We start from the raw sequence: 19,172 nt of genomic DNA on the forward strand, positions 1-19,172 counted from the left end.
GAATGAAAAAGCTGATCAACGATCCGCGCGATGTGGTCGGGCAGATGCTGGAGGGGCTCGTCGGCCTCGACGAGCGCCTGGCGCTGCTCGCGGGCGAGAACGTCGTGCTGCGGCGCGACGCCGCCGAGCTAGCGGCGAGGGGCGGGGTCGCGCTGATCTCCGGCGGAGGCGCCGGCCACGAGCCAGCCCATGCCGGCTATGTCGGCGAGGGCCTGCTGACGGCCGCGGTCTCCGGCGACGTCTTCACCTCGCCGAGCACGGATGCGGTCCTTGCCGCGATCCGCGCAGTCGGCGGCCAAGCCGGCGTGCTGCTGATCGTCAAGAACTACACCGGAGACCGGCTCAATTTCGGCCTCGCCGCCGATATCGCCCGCACGGAAGGCATCCCCGTCGAGATGGTGATCGTCGATGACGACGTCGCGCTCGGCGCGGGCGGCGGTGCGGGCCGGCGCGGCATCGCCGGCACGGTTCTGGTCCACAAGGTGGCAGGAGCCTGCGCTGCTGCAGGCCTCCCGCTTGCCGAGATCAAAGCCGAGGTCGAGGCCGCCATCGCCGCGACCGGCACCATGGGCGTCGCCCTGTCGGGCTGCACGGTGCCCGGCGCCGATTCAGCGGGCTTCGATCTCGCCGCCAACGAGATCGAGCTCGGGCTCGGCATCCATGGCGAGGCCGGGATCGAACGAGCCCATCTCGATGGCGCCGATGCGCTCGTCGAGACGCTTATCGATCGGATCGTCGCCGATCGGGGCTTCGGCGCGAACGATCAGACGGCGCTCCTCGTCAACGGGCTCGGCGGCACGCCGCCGATGGAACTGGCCATCGTCGCCCGGGCCGCCCTCGCCGCGTTGCGCAAACGCGGCATCACCGTGCGTCGTAGCTGGTGCGGCAGCAATCTGACCGCGCTCGACATGCAAGGCTGCTCGCTCTCGCTGATGAGGCTCGATGCAGGCCGCTTGGCGCGTCTCGATGCTCCGGCATTCTCGGCGAGCTGGCAGGCGGGAGCGACGCCGCCGGTGGAGCCCAATCGAGTGCGGATGGCTGCCGGCGCAGTGTCCGTCGAGGCGACCGCGGCAGAGCTCGGGCCGAAGGCGCGGCGCTTCCGCCATGTCCTGGGCGCGATTTCGCATGCCATCCGGGTGCAGGAGGCCCGCCTCACAACGCTCGACCAGGCCGTGGGAGACGGCGATCTCGGCTTCAGCCTCCGCCGTGGTGCCGACGCACTGGACAAGGCGTTCGCTGGCAATCTGCCTGCTGACGAGGCGAGCCTGCTCAGGCTCGTGTCGCAGACACTCCGGCGCAGCATCGGCGGTACCTCAGGCCCGCTCTATGCCATCGCCGCGTTGCGGGCGTCGGAAGTCCTGCGCAAGACGAATGACCCGTCTGCGCACGCCTGGGCCGAAGCGCTCACGGCTTCCTGCACCGGTATCTCCGAACTGGGAGGCGCCGCCCGCGGCGATCGCACCATGCTCGACGCGCTGATCCCAGCGGCCGAGGCGTTTTCCGGAGCTGTGGGGAGCGGAGCGCCTGTATCCACCGCTCTGGCGCAGGCTGTTACCGCAGCACGGCAAGGCGCAGCCGCCACGGCCGGCATGACGCCGCGCAAGGGCCGGTCGAGCTATCTCGGCGACCGGGTCGCGGGCCATCCCGACCCCGGCGCGGAGGCGGTCGCGATCTGGCTGGCCGCGCTCGCCCACGAGTTCTCCGAAGCCGGAGCGGAGGCGAAGCCATGAGCCGGAAGGTCATCGTCACCGTGGCACCGACGGGCGGATTCGCGACCCGGGCCCAGAACCCGCATCTGCCGACGCAGCCGGACGAGATCGCAGAAGACGTCGCGCGCTGTCATGCGGCGGGCGCCTCTGTCGCGGCGCTGCATGCCCGCCTTCCCAATGACGAACCGACCTGCGACGCGGCGATCTATGGCCGGATCAACGCGCTGATCCGCGAGCGCTGCGACATCGTCATCAACAATTCCGGCGGCGGTGGCGTCACCGGCGCGATGGGCCGCAGACTCAGCGACGATCTCTGGGAGGTCGATCTCGACGAGCGCATGAAGGCGGCCGACGCCGGCGCGGAGATCGTCACGCTGAACGCCATGACGGTTCTCGCCACGCTCGCCGGCCGCGAGACGCTCCTGACGGCCTCGCCGCGACGCGCCCGCATTTTCGCGCAGCGCCTGCGCGACAGGGCCATCAAGCCGGAATGGGAGGCGTTCAGCCCGGCCCATCTGATGCAGGACATGCGCACGCTCACCGCAGAGGGGCTCGATCCGGCCCCGCACATCGTCAATCTCTGTCTCGGCTTCGATCATGTCTTCCAGGGCGCCATGCCCTATTCACCCAAGATTCTCCAGATGATGGTAGAATTGCTGCCGGCAGGCTCGGTGTTCTCCGTGGCGGCGGCCGGCGCGGCGCAGCTTCCTGCAACCACCCACGCGCTGCTGCTCGGCGGCCATGTCCGCGTCGGGCTCGAGGACAACCTGGACTATCTGCCCGGCGAGCCGACGACCAACCCACGCCTGGTCGAGCGGATGGTGCGCATCATCCACGAACTCGGCATGGAGCCGGCGACGCCCAGCGAGGCCCGCGAAATCCTCGGCCTGGTGCCGTCAAATGCGCAAGCACGCGCGGAGCAAGCAGCATGAGCATCCTCGATCGTTTCCGCATGGACGGCGAAGTCGCCATCGTCACCGGCGGGGCCAGCGGCATCGGCGCGGCGGTCGTCGAGGCCCTGCGCGAGGCCGGCGCCAGCGTGATCGTCGCCGACCGCAATGGCGAACCGTCGCTCGACGTCGCCGACGAACGGGCGGTCGATGCCTTCTTCGCCGATGTCGTGCGGCGGCACGGGCGCCTCGACGTGCTGGTCAACAATGCCGGCATCGCCATCCGCCATCCCACGCTCGAACTGTCGAGCGCCGACTGGAACAGCGTCGTCGCGGTGAACATGACCGGCATGTTCCTTTGTGCCCGCGCCGCCGCTCGCCACATGCTGCCGGCGGGCGAAGGCAGGATCGTCAATACCGCTTCGGTGATGGGGCTGTCCGGCGGGCTCTACCCCAACGTGTCGTACCAGACGACCAAGGGCGCGATCGTCAACATGACCCGGGCCTTGGCGATCGAATGGGCGCGTACCGGCATTCGTGTGAACGCCGTCGCTCCCTGGTTCGTGCGCACGGCTCTCACTGCGGGCGTGCTCGACCGGCCGGGCATGCAGGCCGAAATCGAGGCCGCGACCCCCATGGGGCGCCTCGCCGAGCCCGAAGAGATTGCCGGCGCCTTCCTCTATCTCGCCAGCAGGGCCTCCGGAATGGTCACCGGCCATACGCTGCCTGTCGATGGCGGCTTCCTGGCGCGCTGATGGAAGATACGAGCGATGAGCGAGCAAACCAAGCCCCGCCTGCGCAGCCAACTCTGGTGGAGCAACCCGGACGATCCCGGCATGACCGCGCTCTATATGGAGCGCTATCTCAATTACGGCCTGACGCGGGCGGAGCTGCAAACGGGCAAGCCGATCATCGGCATCGCCCAGACCGGCAGCGACCTCGCGCCCTGCAATCGCCACCACCTGGCACTTGCGCAGCGCGTGCGCGAGGGCATCCTGCAGGCTGGTGGCATTCCCTTCGAGTTCCCTGTCCATCCGATCCAGGAAACCGGCAAGCGCCCGACGGCGGCGCTCGACCGCAATCTCGCCTATCTCGGCCTTGTCGAGATCCTGTTCGGCTATCCGCTCGATGGCGTTGTGCTGACCACTGGCTGCGACAAGACCACGCCGGCCTGCCTGATGGCGGCGGCGACCGTCGATATCCCCGCGATCGTGCTCTCCGGCGGACCGATGCTGGACGGGCACGCAGACGGCAGGCTCGTCGGCTCCGGCACGGTAATCTGGGACGCGCGCAGGCGCCTCGCCGCTGGCGAGATCGACACCGACGCCTTCATGCATATCGTCTCGACCTCGGCGCCGAGCATCGGCCATTGCAACACGATGGGCACGGCGAGCTCGATGAACGCGCTGGCCGAAGCGCTCGGCATGAGCCTGCCCGGCTCGGCCGCAATACCTGCGCCATATCGCGAACGCGCGCAGGTCGCTCACGCGACCGGCGCCCGGATCGTCGGGATGGTATGGGAGGATCTGAAGCCGTCCCGCATCATGACCCGCGCCGCCTTCGAGAACGCGATCGTCTGCGCATCCGCCATCGGCGCATCGACGAATTGTCCGCCCCATCTCAACGCCATCGCGCGGCATATGGGCGTTCCGCTCGACAACGCGGACTGGGACAGGATCGGCTACGACGTGCCGCTGCTCGTCGACATGATGCCGGCTGGGCGGCATCTCGGCGAAGCTTATTACCGTGCCGGTGGTCTGCCGGCAGTCATCGCCGAGTTGCGCAAGGCAGGGCGGATGCACGAAGGCACCCTGACCGTGACGGGGCGCACGCTGGGCGAGGACAACGCCGGAGCGCGCATTCTCGACGAGGAGGTCATCCGGCCGATCGCCCGCCCGCTGCGCGACGCCGCTGGCTTCGCCGTCCTGTCCGGCAATCTCTTCGACAGCGCGATCATGAAGACCTCGGTGATCTCGGAGGAATTCCGGCGTCGCTATCTCCGCCGTCCAGGGGACGAGGACGCTCTCGAAGGACGGGCCGTCGTATTCGAAGGTCCGGAGGACTACCACGCCCGGATCAACGATCCGGCGCTCGGCATCGACGAGGACTCGATACTCGTCATCCGCCATGTCGGTCCGCTCGGCTATCCCGGCGGAGCGGAGGTGGTGAACATGCTGCCGCCGGACGCCTTGGTCCGTCGCGGTATCGAAGAACTGCCTTGCATCGGCGACGGGCGCCAGAGCGGAACCTCCGGCAGCCCCTCGATCCTGAACGCTTCACCGGAAGCGGCAACGGGCGGCGGCCTCGCGCTGCTGCGGACCGGCGACCGCATTCGGATCGACCTGAACAAGCGCAGCGCCGACATGCTCGTCGGCAACGACGAACTGGCGCGGCGGCGGAAGGACCTGGTGCTGCCGGGCCTGATCGACCAGACGCCCTGGCAAACCCTGTTCCGCCGGCACGTCGGCCAGCTCGATGGCGGCATGGTGCTGGAAGAGGCGCTCCGCCACCAGCGCATCGCGGCGATCCACGGCGTTCCACGCGGCAATCATTGAACGCGACGCCGGGGGCGCTTCGCCTGAATGGAGAGCGGCATGACGAGGTTGGCAGGCAAATACGCCCGAACTGGCCGGGCGGATCAGTGCCGCCCTGGCCGGACAGATCGGCGAGCTCCAGGTCCGGCTGACGGGACTGGAAACGGACCTGCTTGCCTGGCATCGCTCCAATGAGCCGTCGCAGCGGCTGAGCGCCCTTCCCGAAGTCGGCCTCGCTTCGGCCACAGCGCTCGCCGCGTCGGTCACCGACGCCGGCCGCTTCCGATCCGGGCGGCAGTTTGCGGCCTTGCGCAGCCTGACGCCACTTCAGAACTCCAGCGGCGGCAAGGAGCGGATGGGACGGATCTAGCGCATGGGAGATCGCTATTCGAGGTGGCCGATCGTCGTCGGCATGACCTCGGTGGTTCGCCGAGCTCGGGCCAAGCCAGACTCCGTCGACCCGCGGATCGCCACCATGCCGGCACGCAAGCCCGCCCGGGTTGGTCGTAACCGTCGCGGCAGCCAATCCAACAGCGCGTGGGGCGGTCGATCATGGCCAGGCGCGGCGTCTATCGCGCGCCCTATCAGTGCGCAGCAAAAGTTTAGCCGGTCGTCGAAGACCAGCTTCAGGAGGTTGCGAGCGCGATGTGAAATGATGGCGAACCGGTCACACCGGGAACTGGGACACCTCGCCGAATGTCAAAGGCGTCAAAGCCTGCAAGGCAAAGTGGGAACGGCTCGCGGATACCATCAGGGCCAGCGCTCTTTGAACGACCGCATCGACAAGCTGGACATAAGACTGCACCCGACCAGACCGCCAGCATCACATCACCACTTGCAACGCGGGACACCGGACATTTCGCGAGCTGCGCGAGACATCAGGTTGCACCTATGCGCCCAAAGGCCACCTAAACTGGGACGTGATCACCGCGACAACAGAATATCCTTCAGCTGATCGGACGTGACCGCCAGTTTCGTCGCTCGCGCTGCGACCAGAGCATCGTCATGGGAGGCGCCCCATCCCACACCGATGCTGGCAACGCCCGCACGGTGAGCGGCATCGATATCCCGGACCTCGTCGCCGACTGCTACGACCTCGCAAGGCCTGGCGTTCAGGGTCTTGAGCACCCGTTTGAACTTCGCCGATTTTCCGAAGAGGGTTGCGCCCGTCTCGTAGTGGTCAATGAGCGGCGCATGCGGGCCGAGCACCAACTGAATATTCGCCGCCGAGTTGGAGCTGACCACCGCGATCAATACTCCGTTCGACTTGAGCTCGAGAAGCAGGTCCCCGACCCATCCGAAAAGTTTGATCTGATCGATCTCCTGCGCCGCGAGCGCCCGCATGTGCATCGCGATCGCCGGCAGTTTCCATTTCGGAATTCCCAAGGCGTTCAGGATGTCCAGTGGCGGCTTGCGCCGGAGCTCTTCGCGCTGCTCGGCGGTGATCTGCCTGAAATCATAGCGCCGGGCGACGTCGTTCAAGACCCCGAAGAACCAGCCGATGCTGTCGGCGAGCGTGCCGTCGAAATCGAAGATGACGACACGCTTGCGCGCATTGAAGGCGTGGCTGTTGCCGCTGTCGTTCGTGTGGACGTGCATCAAACGCTCCGCAGTGCTTGCTGGCAGGTCGACTTCCATCGAAGTCCGCAGGTGCAGCTATCGTGCCGGCGCCTGTGGCGTATCTGCCGTCGCATCGGAAAATGACGGGCGATCCTTCCAGAAGCTGCCGCCCATCATGCCGTCGTATCCGAGCTTGTAGACGGCGCGCATGTAGGACGTGCCGAACGGATTGATCATCTCGTAGGGCACTTCCTTGTCGATGGAAGCCATCCGAAACCGGATCCCGGTCTTCTTGGCGTAGGCATAGGTGGCGAGCAGCGCGGTCCGTGTCTGGGCCTTGATCAGCGACGAGCTTGCCCGCGCCATGACGATGAAGGTGTTGTTCGCCGTCATCGCGAACTCCGGCATGAGGGCGTTGTTGACGAGGATGTACATGTTGAGCCTGGCCCTGCTGGGCCACTGCTCCTTGTCCGCATTGGCGATCCAGCCCTCGGGGATGGTCAGGATCTGTGACGCTGAGCCGCCGTCGGAGTGCATCTCTTCGACCACCTGCTTGCCGGCCCTGGCCTTGATGAGCACGGCCGGATAGAGGCCGGGAAGGCTGGCCGATGCCATGACGATGTCCCGGAACAGCTTCAATGCGTCTGGTCGGTCGCTGTCCGCGATGGCGCCCAGGTTCCAGATCACGGCCCTCTGTGAGTCGAGGTTCGACGTCAGGACGAGAAGGCGGCGCCCCTTGCGATGTTCCGCGGCGATGTTCGCCATGATGTCACGGGTCAGATAGCGTTCGACGAGCTCGCGGAACGGCTCCTGTTTCAGCAGGCTCGGGCCGAGCAGACCCGCCGGCAGGAAGCCGACATCGACGAGTTTTTCAGCAAGCCCGCTCGTGTAGAGCTCGACGAGGGTCTCGTCATAGGCCGGGCCGAGAAAGGCGAATGGCGCGATCAGGGCTCCTGTGCTGACACCGCTGACGATGTCGAATTGCGGGCGTCCGCCCTTGTCCGACCAGGCCTTCAACGCGCCGACGCTGAACGCGCCTCCCGCACCGCCGCCCGATAGGACAAGGTAGTTCATCCTTCGGCGCTGCGAGGCGGGCAGCCAGGCACGGGCTCGGGGGAGACTGCCTGTCGAATCCGCATAGGTCCGGATAGCGTCGAAGCCTTCGATATCGGCGGTCGCTGCGGCCCCTGCCTGATAGGGAATGCGGGCAGGAGCAAGACAGCCTCCGAGGAGGGCGAACACGCAGATCGCGACAAGGCGAGCGATGGTTCGCATTGTGTGAGGATCGCAAGGACACATGGAGCAGGCAGCGCGCGGCCCGCGCGTCAGAAGCGATAGGCGACCGCCAGCCCGCCGCTGAACTGGTTCTCCGACCCCTCCCGCTTGACGATCGGTGACTTGGCGGCATCGCCCAGAAGGCGGCCATAGGCGACGCGGCCGGTGATGCCCCAATTCTGCGTGAAGGCGTAGCGGGCGCTCAGGCCGATCTCCGCCATGCTGAGACCGGACGATGCGGTATAGGTGGGCAGTCCGGTCGCCACCGCACCGGCCGCGGTCACGCCGAAATAGGCGTTCGAATATTTCTTGTCCGCGAATTGCAGCTCGGCATCGAGCGACATGAAGAAGGTCCGGGTGAACTGGATGCCGTAGCTCGTCTGCAGGGTGACCGTGTAGCCTTCATGTCCCTCGGAAGCCTTGGCGAATTCGACCCCGAACGAGAGCTTGTCGTTCTGCAGCAGGAGCCGCTCCAGATTCAGCTTGGCGAAACCGCCGAACTCGACCGAGCTGTCGACTTCCGGGAGAAGCTTGAGTCGACGGCTTTTCACGCTGTTGTCGCGGCCACCATCATAACCAACTAGCGGGCCGGCCTCGATCAAGCCGCCGGGGATCACATTGACCTTGGCGCGCGGGCCGAGCACCTCGATGTAGTAGTCGCGATAGGCGAGACGGCCCATTCCGAACGGCATCGCCTTGTAGTGCTTCGAGCCCGGAAATTCCGGCATCATGCCGCCACCGAGCGCGAGCATGGCGCTCCAGTCCGAGCGCGGCTGCTCGGTGGGCGGCTGTGGCTCCCGGCTTCTGGAAGGCAGGTCGCTGGCCCGGGCTGTGGCCGGTGCCGCCAGAGTCGCCAGAAGGATCGCGTAGTCCTGAATGCGCATACGAATCTCCGTGGATGCGTGGCTGTTGCCTCGCGGCCCGGAGATCGGCTTGCTACCTTACAGGCTCCTTACGGCGATCGGCGCGCAGCCGTGAGGCGCTGAAAGGTTCGTGCAAGGTAGCATGCCTAGCTGTGTCCTGTTCCGCTACGCGAAGGAGCTGAGATGCGCGTTCTGTTTGCAGAGGACGACGAGGCTGTCGGCCGGGCGACGGCCTCGTCCCTGACCGCTGCCGGCTTCGTCGTCGATCTCGTCGAGAGCCGTGACGATGCCCTGCATGCGCTGAAGTCACACAGTTACGATGCCGCCGTGTTCGACATCCTCCTGCCTGATGGCAGCGGGCTTGAGGCGCTCGCCGAAGTGCGCCGATCGCGGCTCGATCTTCCGGTGCTGCTGCTGACGGCGCTGGGCTCGGTCGACGATCGCGTTACCGGCCTCAACACAGGAGCCGACGACTACCTCGTCAAGCCGTTCTCGATCGACGAGCTGATCGCGCGGCTCCGCGCACTGCAACGGCGGCTCGGGACCTCGGTGGCGATGGTGCTCGCCGTCGAGAACACGAGCTTCGACCCGACCTCGCGGATGATGTCGGTCGATGGCGAGCATGTGCCGCTCTCGCGGGCCGAGAGCATCGTCGTCGAGCGCTTCATGCGCTGCCTTGGTCGCGTCGTCACCAAGGAGCAGCTGGCGGAGAGCGTCTACTCGTTCAACGAGGAATACACCGACAACGCGGTCGAGGTGCATGTCCACCGCGTCAGGCGCAAGCTGGAAGGCAGCGGTGCGAAGCTGTCGATCAGGACGGTGCGAGGGCTGGGCTACATCATGGTCGCGGACAAGACTCCATAGGCGGTGGACCTTGAACTCACTCAGTCTCCGGCTCGTCATCGCCACGACGATCGTGTTCATGGCCTCGCTCTCCTGCACGTTCGCCGTGCTGGTCCAGGAGGCGAAGTACGGGCTCTTCCGGGTCCAGAGGAACAGCCTGACGGTACAGGTCGATACCCTTGCGGAACGGATCCGCATCGTCGACGGCAGGCCGACGCTGGAACTCGGCGACCTCGCCGAAGAAGTCGGCAAGACGGTCTCCTATGCACTGCTCGACCGGCAAGGGCGCGTGATCCAGTCCTGGGGCCTCAAAGGCGTCGATGTCTCGCCGGCCGTCATCGAGCGCTACGACACCGACGATCCATTCGGCTTCTCAATCGAGAGATGGCTCGATCCGAACAGCGGCGACCCGGTCATGCTGATTCTGCCCGATGCCGGCGGCAGGCAACGGGTCGTCGTCACGGTCGTGGCGCGCGAGGGCCTGTTCGTGCAGGCCTCGATGCCGCTGCTCGACAGTAACATCGCGATCGCCGACGTGCTCTACACCTTCACCGAAGGCACGGTCCTGGCGATCCTCCTGCCTCTGCTGCTCGCGATGATCGCGATCCCGATCATCGTCAGGCTGACGCTGAAACCGATCCGGCGTGTCTCCCGACAGGCGCAGGAGATGGAGGCGGCGACGCTCGACCGGCGCCTCTCTATAAATCGCGTGCCGACCGAGATGCGCGGGCTCGTCCGTGCCTTCAACGACCTGCTCGCGCGGCTCGACACGGCCTGGCGCCTGCAGCGCGAGTTCACCGCCAACGCCGCGCATGAGCTGCGCACGCCGATCGCCGCCCTCAGGGCCGAGGTGGAAGCCATCGTTCCAGCGCCGGCGCGCTCGGTCCTCGCCGTCCATTTCGACAAGGTCGCCCGCCTGCTGGCGCAGCTGCTCGCGCTGGCCGAGGCGGACAGTAGGCCGATCGACACGGCTGCGCATCTCGACCTGACCGCACTCGCGAAAGCCGTGGTGACCGATATGGCTCCGGCGGTTCTCGCCTCGGGCAGGGATATCGCGGTCGAGCTCGCCGGCGACGGACCGACCCTGGTGCGCGGCGATCCGGGGCTGGTGGAAATCGCCTTGCGCAATCTCGTCGACAACGCCGTCCGCCATTCGCGCCCGCAAAGCGCCATTCGCGTGGTGATCGACGAGAGGAGCATCTCGGTCAGCAATACCGGCAGCGACATCCCTGAAGAGGTCCGCGAGGCGATGTTCGAGCGCTTCTGGAAGAAGGACCGTCGCACAGGTGGCAGTGGTCTCGGCCTTTCGATCGTCGATACGATCATGACGCGCCTCGGTGGCAGCGTCATTGTGTCTTCCTCCAGCGGAACCGCGACGTTCGCGCTCGGTTTCCAGTTAGGTTCAGGTGCTTGAACGACGAGGCGCCGCCGGAACGGTCAGCGGCTGAACGGATCGCCGCATCTCGCCATCCTCAGAAGCAGCTCGGTGGCGGATGCCTGGAGAGCGACCTTGAAGGCGTGTGTCGCCAGCCCCGCAGCCAGGCCGGCAGCAGCCCGGGCTGCGGCGGCAGCGGTGACCCAGGCGCAATCATGCGCGGCAAAGCAGGTCGCCTCGTAGGCTCCGGCCCAGCCGGACGCCCAGCAGTCGTCGGACGCCTTGATCCAGCATGCCTCATCGACGTCGACTGCCCTGGCATTGGCAAGGTGGCTCACCTGGGCCAGCACCGCCCGCAGCTTGAAAAACTCTGCGAACTCCGTGATCTGGGGCAAGCCATAAAGCCGCCGGGCTTCTTCCTGCAGGCCCGCGAGATTGAGCTAGACTGGCGCGTAGGTTCGCACCAGCCAGTCCCCAGCCATAAGTGCACGTGCCTCTTCGATGCCCGGTGTGGCGCGCGTGTCGAGGATGATCGGGATCAACGGGTCGAGGATCGATCGTTCGTCATCCGGAAGGCCTTCATACCAGGCATCCATGAACACACCGATCACGGGGCATATCGTGTTGGCTCGCACCGACCACGGCCCGCCGGCGGGCCGTCGGACGGCTATCCCTCGCAGGTGGCCGGTCGAGGGAGAAGTGATGGTCGACCACCTTTTTTGCGACCGGCTCTGCCTTACGTCCAGCGCGTCATCACTTGCGAGCATTCTGTCGCCTCCAGACGGTTCGGGTGGCGTCGTCTGGACGAACAAGCTTGCGCCTTCCTGACAGCGGCAAGCGGATACCGAGCACTAACGAAGGTGCCTCGGCTCCTTCCCGCCTGCAGCCAGGCGATGCCGTTTGCCGTTTGGCGCTCGGCGCGATGCTGAAATTTGCTCGTATCGGCCCGAATGGGCGCTGCTACCGTGACGGCCACTGGAGGTGTTGGTACTGCAATTTTTCTGCAGGGCAGAGACGCGCCCTAAGTCGACATTCGAAACTTGCCCAGAAGCGGACGTTCGAGACCGACCAGAGCCTTTGCCTATGCTCGCGCCCGTCTCTAACTCCTCCCCCTCAACAAAGGCGTCAGCTATCCAACCCTCATCGACTTGAGGCAGGAGAAACATCAAGCGATCGCTGCAGACCATTGGCCACCGATATAGGTCAGTGCGTAGCGGCCGACATCTTTTGCCTATACTTGTCAATGGTCATCCACCGCCGGCCATGAACAACTGCATAGAGAAGGCCATCAGAGAGTTTTGAGCTTTCCGCAGCAATCGGATCGCTTTCGCTATGCGCACGCGCATTGAGGCGTCAGCGGACATCGTAGGCGCAGCGGAAGCCGACATAGACGGCGTAGAAATTTGCCGCCTTCCATTGCATGCCGTCGGCGCGGCTTTGGGCCGGGCCGTACCACCAGGAGCCGCCGGCGGTGAGCGCCTCCTCGCCGCGCCGGTCGGACAGCCACTCCCAGACATTGCCGCCCATGTCGAAAAGCCCGTTGACGCCGCGGCGGGTGGCGCCGACCGGGCTGTGGCGCTCCCACCGGTCGCCGGACGACAGGTTCATGCCATCCGGCTTGTCGCCGACCGCATAGGCATAGGTCCGCCCGGTCTCAAAGCCGTCGCTCGGCGTCTCACGCCGCTCGGTATAGGCCGCCTCGCGCCATTCGGCGGCGGTCGGCAGGCGCCCGCCCGCCGCCGCGCAAAAGTCGCGGGCCTCGGACCAGCTGACATGCGCGGCCGGGGCCTCGGGAGCTGCCGGATCGCCCGATGGCCGCAGATAGCTCCAGCCGCTGCGCCGGACCCAGCCCATCCGGAACTCGAAGCCGCCGCCCTCGCGCTCGGCTGCGGTGCGCAGCGCACGCGCCTTGGCATAGGCCTCGAAGGACGCCACGGAGACCTCCGTCGCGTCGATCGCAAAGCTGCCGATCCGGATGGGCTCTGCCGTCACCGCCGTCGGCGTGGCGATGGTGGCGAAGGTCAGCACGGCGGCGAGCCAGGTGACGGGGCGGCGTACGGACATGCTGCGGGCTCCAGAGCGTGGCGGTCGGGCGATCAGGTCAGGCGCTGGCGGATGACGCCCTGCTGGCGCCGGATCAGCCCCTGATACCGTGCGTCCTTGCCGGGATACCAGGGAACACTGGCGATCTTGTCGAAGCCCGGCAGCCTTTCCATGTGCTGCACCATGCGCCGGCGCATCGCTTCGTCCGGCAGCGGGCCGCGCAGCGCACGCACATTCTCGGCCGCATGAACTGGGTTCGAGGTCGCCGGCAGCACGCAGGTCACGGCTGGGTTGGCGATCACCCACTTCAGGAAGAACTCGGCCCAGGTCGAGGCGAAGTCGCGGGCGAAATCCGGGACCGGACGTCCCTGCACGACTTGGAACAGCCTTGCCTTCTCGAAAGGCATGTTGGCCAGCACCGCCATGCCGCGTTCCCGCGCCATCGGCAGGATGCGCGTCTCGGCCGATCGATTGAAGATCGAGTAGTTGATCTGCACCATGTCGATGCCGCCGCGTGCCATCACGCCGGCGACGGCATCGTGGAACATGGTCTCGTATTGCGAGATCGCGATGTAGCGGATGCGGCCTTCCTTCTTCCAGGCGCGCAGGATCGGCACAAGCGACTCGATGTTGACGAGGCTGTGGATGTGCATGGCGTCGATGGTCTCGCGCCAGAGCAGGCCCTGGGACAGCTCGAGGCTGCGGCGGGCATGGGATTCGTCGGCGAGATACTCGCCGGTCGTCCAGACCTTGTTGGCGATGAACATCTGGTCGAGGATTCCGAGCTCCGTGCCGAGTTGGCCGAGCGTGTACTGGGCCGAACCATAGAGCGGCGAAGTATCGACCAGACGCACGCCGGCATCCCAATGGATCTTCATCACCTCGCGTAGATTGTCGCGCCTGGCGCCCGGCAGCGCGTCGAAGACGAGGAATGTGCCAAGCCCGACGGCCGGGATCGCCTCTCCGCTCTGGCCGATCGGGCGGGTGATGATCGGGCCTCCAGCGGCGGCCGGGGCACGGGCCGGCGCGCCGGCGGCACCTCCCGAAGGAGTGGCTGCATTCTGCGCCATCGCGAGGGGCGCGGCGCCGACGCCGGCGGCCATCGTCGCGGCGCCGCCGAGGAAGCCGCGGCGGCTGGTTGCCGATTTGCTGATCGAGTTCATGGGTCACCCGCTGTTGCATCGGACCCGGCCTGGTCCTGCGAAAGCGCCGAGATGCACTGGACCTCGCCAGCGCATCTCATCGTCTTGACCCATCGTGGCAGGACGGCTCGCACCCGGATCACCCCCGAAGGTGGACGCCTCCATGACATCCGGGATCGCCCCGGAACAGTCTCCTTCGTTCCGGCGAACCTGCCGCGAAGGGCGATCTACGAGCAAGCTGACCTGCGCTATTCAGCCCTCTGGATTCATCCAAACGCTGGCGCTCTTGCCGATGCCCCGGCTGTTGAAAATGCCCTGATCAACGCGCAGGAACCGGCGCTCGCGAGCCTGATCGACAGCCTGAGGCTGGACCTAGCTGCCGGCTGCATGCCGGACGACGGCTATGTCGAGCAGTTGGTCTCCGTCATCTTGCGCCGCATCGCGGCGGCGGATCGAACGGGTGCACCACGCGCGGTGCGTGACGCTCACGCCAGCCTGAGCGCAACCGTGCTGAAGCGCATCGAAGCCTATGTCGAGGCGCATCTGCGCGACGCGATCTCTCTGTCGGAACTCGCGGGAGTCGCGGGGTTGGCTCCCGACAGTTTCGCCCGTCGCTTCAAGGCGACAACCGGGCTCGCTCCCTATGCCTTCGTGTTGCAGCAGCGCATGGCCCGGGCCGAGACCATGCTTGCCCGCAGCGGCGAGCCGATCGGTGTCATTGCCGCCCGCCTGGGCTTTTCGAGCCAGAGCCATTTCACCGCGACGTTCCGCAGGCATCTCGACACGACACCGCAGGCCTATCGGCGAGCTTTTTCCTGAATCGCGACAAGCGCTGCGGAATTCCGACAGAAGCCCTGCTGCCGCGCACCATCTCCTCCTTTGTCGAACTCGCCGCGCCGCCCGGCCGGCGGGCAGCATCGCAAGGAGGCTTGCCGCATGATACGCGACACCACGAGCACCGATTCCTTCGGCGGTCTGACGCGCCGCACCCTGCTGGAAGGTAGCGCAGCGGCGCTGCTGATGAGCGCCGGCACCGCCGCAGCCCAGTCTGCCAATGCTCCCGGTGCCGCCGGCTTGGCTCCGCAAGGCGCGGGCCGCCTGCCGATGTCGTTCCGGATCAACTCCAGCAGGATCGAGGCGAGCCTCGATCCGCGCACCAGCCTGCTCGATGCGTTGCGCGAGGAGATCGGCCTGACTGGCTCAAAGAAGGGTTGCGATCACGGCCAATGCGGAGCCTGCACCATTCTCGTCAACGGACGGCGCATCAATGCCTGCCTGACGTTGGCGATCATGCATCAGGACGACGAGATCACCACCGTCGAGGGGCTGGCGACGGGCGATGTCCTGCACCCGATGCAGGCCGCCTTCGTGAAGCACGACGGTTTCCAATGCGGCTATTGCACGCCGGGGCAAATCTGCTCCGCAGTCGGCATGTTGCGCGAGGCCGAGGCGGGGTGGCCAAGCCATGCCAGCGCAGATGCCGCCCGCGGGCGCTTCGCATTGTCCGATGCCGAAATTCGCGAGCGCATGAGCGGCAATCTCTGCCGCTGCGCCGCCTATCCCAACATCGTCGCGGCGATCCGCGACGCCGCGCGGGAGGGCTGAACGATGCGGCACTTCACTTACGAGCGCGCAACCGATGCCCGCGCTGCCGCCGCTGCCGCTGCAGAACGGCCCGACGCGAAGTTTATCGCCGGCGGCACGAACCTGATCGACCTCATGCGTGTCGGGATCGAAAGACCGGGACATCTCGTCGACATCAGCCGCTTGCCGCTCGCGGCGATCACCGCCACGGATCAGGGCGGCCTGCGCATCGGCGCGCAGGTGCGCAATAGCGACCTGGCCGCCGATTTGCAGGTCAGGCGGCGCTATCCGGCACTGTCTCAGGCCCTTCTGGCCGGCGCGTCGGGCCAGTTGCGCAACAAGGCCACCACCGCCGGCAATCTGCTCCAGCGCACGCGCTGCCCGTATTTCTACAACCCGGCCATGCCCTGCAACAAACGCGAGCCCGGCGCCGGATGCGCGGCACTCGGCGGCTTCGAGCGCAGCCTCGGCATCCTCGGCACCAGCACGGATTGCGCCGCCGTTCATCCCTCCGACATGGCCGTCGCGATGACGGCGCTCGACGCTCGCATCGAAACGATCTCCGCCGACGGCGGCGAGCGCTCGCTGACGATCGACGAATTCTATCGGCTGCCGGGCAACACGCCCCATGTCGAGACGGCGCTCGAGCCCGGCGAAATGATCACCGCCGTGACATTGCCGCCGCCACCGCGCGGGCGCCAGATCTATCGCAAGGTCCGTGACCGCGCCTCCTATGCCTTCGCGCTCGTCTCGGTCGCGGCCATCGTCGAGGGAGACAGCAGGCGGCTCCGCACCGCCAGCCTCGCCTTCGGGGGCGTCGCACCGAAGCCTTGGAGAGCACGGGCGGCCGAAGCGGCTCTTACGGGCGCCGCGAATGACGAGCACGTTGCTGCGGCGCCCATCGGCATAATGATGTTGTCGGGAGCGCGGAAGCCGAGATCCTCCCATAGTTCGTAGGCGAGCGTCATGGTGCCCTCCAGGAAGAAGGCCTGCCAATTATAGCTAGCATAAAAGAGCTGGTCGGATTGTCGGATTGCCTCGTCGGCCGTCGCTTGGCGCGGGCCATCGATGAGCTCGACCTCGGCGCAGTGAGCGCGCATCTGCACTGTCTTGCCGGGCTGGGTCGACGCCGGGACCAGGATCTTGGCCCGCATGCCACCTGCGGCAGCATAGGTCGCGACAGCGGCGCCGCCATTGCAGGATTAATCCTCCAGCACCGCCGTCAGCACCGCCGTGACGCCTTGTTGGCGCAGGACCGACAGCATGACCGAAACCGGCATTGTAGCCGATCTCGGTTCCCGCGATCAAAGGGTTCTCGGGCGATTGCAGACTGGCCCAGTCTGCATCGGCCTCAGCGGTCAGCCATCCGTGCCGCTGGCGTTACCTCGCAGCTTCCTCGATGAGACCAGCAACGGCCTGTGGCTGGGACACCATCACCACGTGAGACGCGCCTTCTGCTACGACCGTGCGCTTCGAGCCTGCCCGCTCAGCCATGAAGCCTAGCGCTTTGGCGGGGATGTTTTTGTCACCATCGCCGTAGATGAAGTAGGAGGGAAGCACTTTCCAAGCCGGTTTGCCTGACTTTTCTGTCAGTGCCGCCGCGGTGATCGGCCGCTGGCCGGCTGCCATCAGCGCAGCGTCAGCGGCGCCCACGTCATGGGCAAATTGATCTCGGAACTTGACCTGATCGATGGAGAGGTCAGTCCCACCATCGGCCAGCTTAACAGGAGCGGCAAGTGCCTTGCCGAGGGTGCCACCGGGGAACTTACCTGCCAAATCGGCTGCTGCTTCGCCTTCATCCGGAGCAAATGCCGCCACATAGACCAACGACTTGACGTTGTTCCTGCCATTCGCGGCGGTGGTGATCACTTGGCCGCCATACGAGTGGCCTACTAGAACGACAGGGCCGTCGATGCTTGCAACTATATCGGAGACATAGGCTGCGTCGGACGAGACGCTGCGCAACGGATTTGCGGCGGCAATCACACGGTAGCCTTTGCTTTGCAGTAACTTCGTAACACCATTCCAACTCGAAGAATCGGCAAAGGCGCCGTGAACAAGTACGATGGTAGGCCTCGCAGGCTGGGCAACTGCGTTACCCGAAAGCAGAGCACCGGCAACGGCAAGGCCTGCAGCAAATTTGGACATGGGTACTTCCTTTCAATTAGAAACCAAGATGGCATTTATAATTTGCAAGTCTAGATCTTTTGTTGCGATTTGAAGAACATTTCCAGCGGTATATCCGATAGCTTGTTCTTATAGTTTTCTCCGAGAGCATGATCTTAGATCTTACGGAGAGTAATGGCTGAAGACGAAATCATTTTTACGGTCGAGTTTTTGGTGACAGGCGAAACAGGATTTTGTCAGTGGGATGCTCTGATTTGCAATTCCGTTCTCAAATTGCCCATAACCCCAGCCGTCGCTGTCAGCATACTTTTTCGAGTCTTTGACGCTGATCTGCACGTTGGTCGGATTGCCAGCAATGTACGACTGTGGCGCCGGGAATACAGCGTCATTCCGTGGTGATGACTTAAACTCGTAAGCAAGTCGGACAATTATCGCTTCGTCAGGGAAGGGCAGCGTGCCAGCGCGGAACGCTTCGTAGGCGACGTCGTTCCCAATAACCGCACGGATGTCGTTGTTCTGGCCTGCCTCGTGAGCGACGGTTATGCCTCGCCAATCTCGATAACCCTCTGGAAGGCCTACGCCATACACAGGTGAGACATTTTCGCCGGCAGTGCCGATTGTGGCTGCGTATATGAATATTGCCGAAGCAGCAGACAACACCGAGCCTAGTGACAAAAATTCCTTCAAATTAGCCCCCTAAAGCATGTGAAATTCCATGCCCAAAATCGCGGCATACGATTTCTATAGGATCCTATATATCGTGACGAGACTTCCTGCAAGAAGCTTTCCCACGCTGGAGAGGGTCGACTTCATGTCTGCGCCGTTGACACTGCCCGACCTCTTAAGCGCGGTAGTCGGTGTCCCGCGGCGGCAATTTTCCTGTTTAAATATCCGAAAGAGGAGTTCGGCGATCGAACGCTACGAACTCAGCAATTTCGAGTAGAACACGATCGAGCCGCATCTTCCCATACAAGCCGTGCGGTGTGCCCCGTTTCGATGACCGCCGGGTTCTAAGCGGCATCTTCTGTGTGCGTCGCTCCGGCGCCGCTGGACGGATGCGCCAGTCCTCTAGGGTCACCAACGACGCTATACATCGCTTCAAAACTTGCGCAAAGCCGGCTTCTGCAATCGGCTCAATCACGTAGAAAAGTCTTACGACGACGTCCTGATAATCGACACCTCGGTCGCGCCGGTCCATCCACAAGGGGCGACCGGAAAGCGTATAGT

The 19,172-nt window shown here is 65.2% G+C and carries 18 protein-coding genes and 4 pseudogenes; 12 read left to right on the forward strand and 10 right to left on the reverse strand.

Features of this window, described 5'->3' with window-relative positions:
• Positions 1 to 2 precede the first annotated feature (2 nt).
• From dhaL to BMZ21_RS30805, 5 genes and pseudogenes are all read left to right on the forward strand, one after another.
• Complete coding sequence (gene dhaL, locus BMZ21_RS11000; protein ID WP_091833350.1) at positions 3 to 1,730, forward strand: dihydroxyacetone kinase subunit DhaL; 1,728 nt, start codon at positions 3 to 5, stop codon at positions 1,728 to 1,730.
• The gene (locus BMZ21_RS11005; protein ID WP_091833354.1) at positions 1,727 to 2,641 is read left to right on the forward strand and encodes a beta-keto acid cleavage family enzyme; all 915 of its coding nucleotides are present in this window, start codon (positions 1,727 to 1,729) and stop codon (positions 2,639 to 2,641) included. The genes dhaL and BMZ21_RS11005 overlap by 4 nt, the downstream gene beginning before the upstream one ends.
• Positions 2,638 to 3,354: an SDR family NAD(P)-dependent oxidoreductase gene (locus BMZ21_RS11010; RefSeq protein ID WP_091833358.1), complete on the forward strand. Its 717-nt coding sequence runs from the start codon at positions 2,638 to 2,640 to the stop codon at positions 3,352 to 3,354. The genes BMZ21_RS11005 and BMZ21_RS11010 overlap by 4 nt, the downstream gene beginning before the upstream one ends.
• A gap of 15 nt (positions 3,355 to 3,369) precedes the next feature.
• Entirely contained in the window at positions 3,370 to 5,154 is a 1,785-nt protein-coding gene (locus BMZ21_RS11015) for an IlvD/Edd family dehydratase (protein ID WP_091833361.1), read from the forward strand.
• Positions 5,155 to 5,200: 46 nt separating this feature from the next.
• Positions 5,201 to 5,739 (forward strand): annotated as a pseudogene (locus BMZ21_RS30805) (transposase); the annotation flags it as partial.
• A gap of 318 nt (positions 5,740 to 6,057) precedes the next feature.
• Here BMZ21_RS30805 and BMZ21_RS11025 read toward each other — a convergent pair.
• The 3 genes from BMZ21_RS11025 to BMZ21_RS11035 form a co-directional block, all read right to left on the reverse strand.
• Positions 6,058 to 6,771: an HAD hydrolase-like protein gene (locus BMZ21_RS11025; protein ID WP_208862262.1), complete on the reverse strand. Its 714-nt coding sequence runs from the start codon at positions 6,769 to 6,771 to the stop codon at positions 6,058 to 6,060.
• Between the two features lie 18 nt (positions 6,772 to 6,789).
• Positions 6,790 to 7,767 carry a patatin-like phospholipase family protein gene (locus tag BMZ21_RS11030; RefSeq protein ID WP_244543802.1) on the reverse strand — a complete coding sequence of 326 codons (978 nt, stop codon included), beginning with the start codon at positions 7,765 to 7,767 and terminating at the stop codon, positions 6,790 to 6,792.
• A 251-nt stretch (positions 7,768 to 8,018) separates the two neighbouring features.
• The gene (locus BMZ21_RS11035; RefSeq protein ID WP_091833364.1) at positions 8,019 to 8,852 is read right to left on the reverse strand and encodes a MipA/OmpV family protein; all 834 of its coding nucleotides are present in this window, start codon (positions 8,850 to 8,852) and stop codon (positions 8,019 to 8,021) included.
• 162 nt (positions 8,853 to 9,014) lie between these two features.
• Here BMZ21_RS11035 and BMZ21_RS31125 point away from each other — a divergent pair.
• From BMZ21_RS31125 to BMZ21_RS11045, 4 genes and pseudogenes are all read left to right on the forward strand, one after another.
• Positions 9,015 to 9,290 (forward strand): annotated as a pseudogene (locus BMZ21_RS31125) (response regulator); the annotation flags it as partial.
• Positions 9,270 to 9,369: pseudogene (locus tag BMZ21_RS31130) on the forward strand (DNA-binding response regulator); the annotation flags it as partial. The pseudogenes BMZ21_RS31125 and BMZ21_RS31130, both read left to right, overlap by 21 nt.
• A gap of 65 nt (positions 9,370 to 9,434) precedes the next feature.
• Complete coding sequence (locus BMZ21_RS31135) at positions 9,435 to 9,695, forward strand: winged helix-turn-helix domain-containing protein (RefSeq protein ID WP_425285435.1); 261 nt, start codon at positions 9,435 to 9,437, stop codon at positions 9,693 to 9,695.
• Between the two features lie 10 nt (positions 9,696 to 9,705).
• Positions 9,706 to 11,088, forward strand: a complete 1,383-nt coding sequence (locus BMZ21_RS11045) for an ATP-binding protein (RefSeq protein WP_167561603.1) — start codon at positions 9,706 to 9,708, stop codon at positions 11,086 to 11,088.
• 23 nt (positions 11,089 to 11,111) lie between these two features.
• Here the strand turns inward: BMZ21_RS11045 and BMZ21_RS11050 are convergent, their stop codons facing one another.
• The 4 genes from BMZ21_RS11050 to BMZ21_RS11060 all read right to left on the reverse strand — a co-directional run bounded on the left by BMZ21_RS11050 (position 11,112) and on the right by BMZ21_RS11060 (position 14,255).
• Positions 11,112 to 11,444 (reverse strand): hypothetical protein, encoded by a 333-nt coding sequence (locus tag BMZ21_RS11050; protein WP_091833372.1) that lies wholly within the window; start codon positions 11,442 to 11,444, stop codon positions 11,112 to 11,114.
• Between the two features lie 45 nt (positions 11,445 to 11,489).
• Positions 11,490 to 11,660 (reverse strand): hypothetical protein, encoded by a 171-nt coding sequence (locus tag BMZ21_RS30350; protein WP_167561604.1) that lies wholly within the window; start codon positions 11,658 to 11,660, stop codon positions 11,490 to 11,492.
• Positions 11,661 to 12,402: 742 nt separating this feature from the next.
• Entirely contained in the window at positions 12,403 to 13,113 is a 711-nt protein-coding gene (locus tag BMZ21_RS11055) for a formylglycine-generating enzyme family protein (RefSeq protein ID WP_091833375.1), read from the reverse strand.
• A gap of 32 nt (positions 13,114 to 13,145) precedes the next feature.
• The gene (locus tag BMZ21_RS11060) at positions 13,146 to 14,255 is read right to left on the reverse strand and encodes an aldo/keto reductase (protein ID WP_244543803.1); all 1,110 of its coding nucleotides are present in this window, start codon (positions 14,253 to 14,255) and stop codon (positions 13,146 to 13,148) included.
• An 84-nt stretch (positions 14,256 to 14,339) separates the two neighbouring features.
• On the opposite strand from BMZ21_RS11060, the gene BMZ21_RS11065 reads away from it, so the two are divergent.
• The 3 genes from BMZ21_RS11065 (at position 14,340) to BMZ21_RS11075 (ending at position 16,775) form a co-directional block, all read left to right on the forward strand.
• Positions 14,340 to 15,053 carry a helix-turn-helix domain-containing protein gene (locus tag BMZ21_RS11065; protein WP_167561605.1) on the forward strand — a complete coding sequence of 238 codons (714 nt, stop codon included), beginning with the start codon at positions 14,340 to 14,342 and terminating at the stop codon, positions 15,051 to 15,053.
• A 117-nt stretch (positions 15,054 to 15,170) separates the two neighbouring features.
• Positions 15,171 to 15,839 (forward strand): 2Fe-2S iron-sulfur cluster-binding protein, encoded by a 669-nt coding sequence (locus BMZ21_RS11070; protein WP_167561606.1) that lies wholly within the window; start codon positions 15,171 to 15,173, stop codon positions 15,837 to 15,839.
• A gap of 3 nt (positions 15,840 to 15,842) precedes the next feature.
• Entirely contained in the window at positions 15,843 to 16,775 is a 933-nt protein-coding gene (locus tag BMZ21_RS11075; RefSeq protein WP_091833381.1) for an FAD binding domain-containing protein, read from the forward strand.
• On the opposite strand, the pseudogene BMZ21_RS11080 reads toward BMZ21_RS11075, so the two are convergent.
• The 3 genes and pseudogenes from BMZ21_RS11080 to BMZ21_RS11090 all read right to left on the reverse strand — a co-directional run.
• Positions 16,661 to 16,972: pseudogene (locus BMZ21_RS11080) on the reverse strand (pyridoxal-phosphate dependent enzyme); the annotation flags it as partial. The gene BMZ21_RS11075 and the pseudogene BMZ21_RS11080 sit on opposite strands and share 115 nt — an antisense overlap.
• Positions 16,973 to 17,198: 226 nt before the next feature.
• Positions 17,199 to 17,966, reverse strand: a complete 768-nt coding sequence (locus BMZ21_RS11085) for an alpha/beta fold hydrolase (protein WP_091833384.1) — start codon at positions 17,964 to 17,966, stop codon at positions 17,199 to 17,201.
• Positions 17,967 to 18,107: 141 nt separating this feature from the next.
• Complete coding sequence (locus tag BMZ21_RS11090) at positions 18,108 to 18,632, reverse strand: cytochrome P460 family protein (RefSeq protein ID WP_091833387.1); 525 nt, start codon at positions 18,630 to 18,632, stop codon at positions 18,108 to 18,110.
• Between the last annotated feature and the right edge of the window lie 540 nt (positions 18,633 to 19,172).

It is taken from the genome of Allobosea lupini, from assembly GCF_900109525.1.
GTDB lineage: Bacteria > Pseudomonadota > Alphaproteobacteria > Rhizobiales > Beijerinckiaceae > Allobosea > Allobosea lupini.

Excerpts from the sequence above, each read along its gene's own strand:
- BMZ21_RS11055 (WP_091833375.1), bottom strand. The coding sequence starts at position 13,113 with ATGTCCGTACGCCGCCCCGTCACCTGGCTCGCCGCCGTGCTGACCTTC.
- BMZ21_RS11010 (WP_091833358.1), top strand. The coding sequence starts at position 2,638 with ATGAGCATCCTCGATCGTTTCCGCATGGACGGCGAAGTCGCCATCGTC.
- BMZ21_RS11075 (WP_091833381.1), top strand. The coding sequence starts at position 15,843 with ATGCGGCACTTCACTTACGAGCGCGCAACCGATGCCCGCGCTGCCGCC.
- BMZ21_RS11005 (WP_091833354.1), top strand. The coding sequence starts at position 1,727 with ATGAGCCGGAAGGTCATCGTCACCGTGGCACCGACGGGCGGATTCGCG.
- BMZ21_RS11025 (WP_208862262.1), bottom strand. The coding sequence starts at position 6,771 with ATGGAAGTCGACCTGCCAGCAAGCACTGCGGAGCGTTTGATGCACGTC.
- BMZ21_RS11035 (WP_091833364.1), bottom strand. The coding sequence starts at position 8,852 with ATGCGCATTCAGGACTACGCGATCCTTCTGGCGACTCTGGCGGCACCG.
- BMZ21_RS11030 (WP_244543802.1), bottom strand. The coding sequence starts at position 7,767 with ATGAACTACCTTGTCCTATCGGGCGGCGGTGCGGGAGGCGCGTTCAGC.
- BMZ21_RS11070 (WP_167561606.1), top strand. The coding sequence starts at position 15,171 with ATGATACGCGACACCACGAGCACCGATTCCTTCGGCGGTCTGACGCGC.
- BMZ21_RS31135 (WP_425285435.1), top strand. The coding sequence starts at position 9,435 with ATGTCGGTCGATGGCGAGCATGTGCCGCTCTCGCGGGCCGAGAGCATC.
- BMZ21_RS11060 (WP_244543803.1), bottom strand. The coding sequence starts at position 14,255 with ATGAACTCGATCAGCAAATCGGCAACCAGCCGCCGCGGCTTCCTCGGC.
- BMZ21_RS11085 (WP_091833384.1), bottom strand. The coding sequence starts at position 17,966 with ATGTCCAAATTTGCTGCAGGCCTTGCCGTTGCCGGTGCTCTGCTTTCG.
- BMZ21_RS11015 (WP_091833361.1), top strand. The coding sequence starts at position 3,370 with ATGAGCGAGCAAACCAAGCCCCGCCTGCGCAGCCAACTCTGGTGGAGC.
- dhaL (WP_091833350.1), top strand. The coding sequence starts at position 3 with ATGAAAAAGCTGATCAACGATCCGCGCGATGTGGTCGGGCAGATGCTG.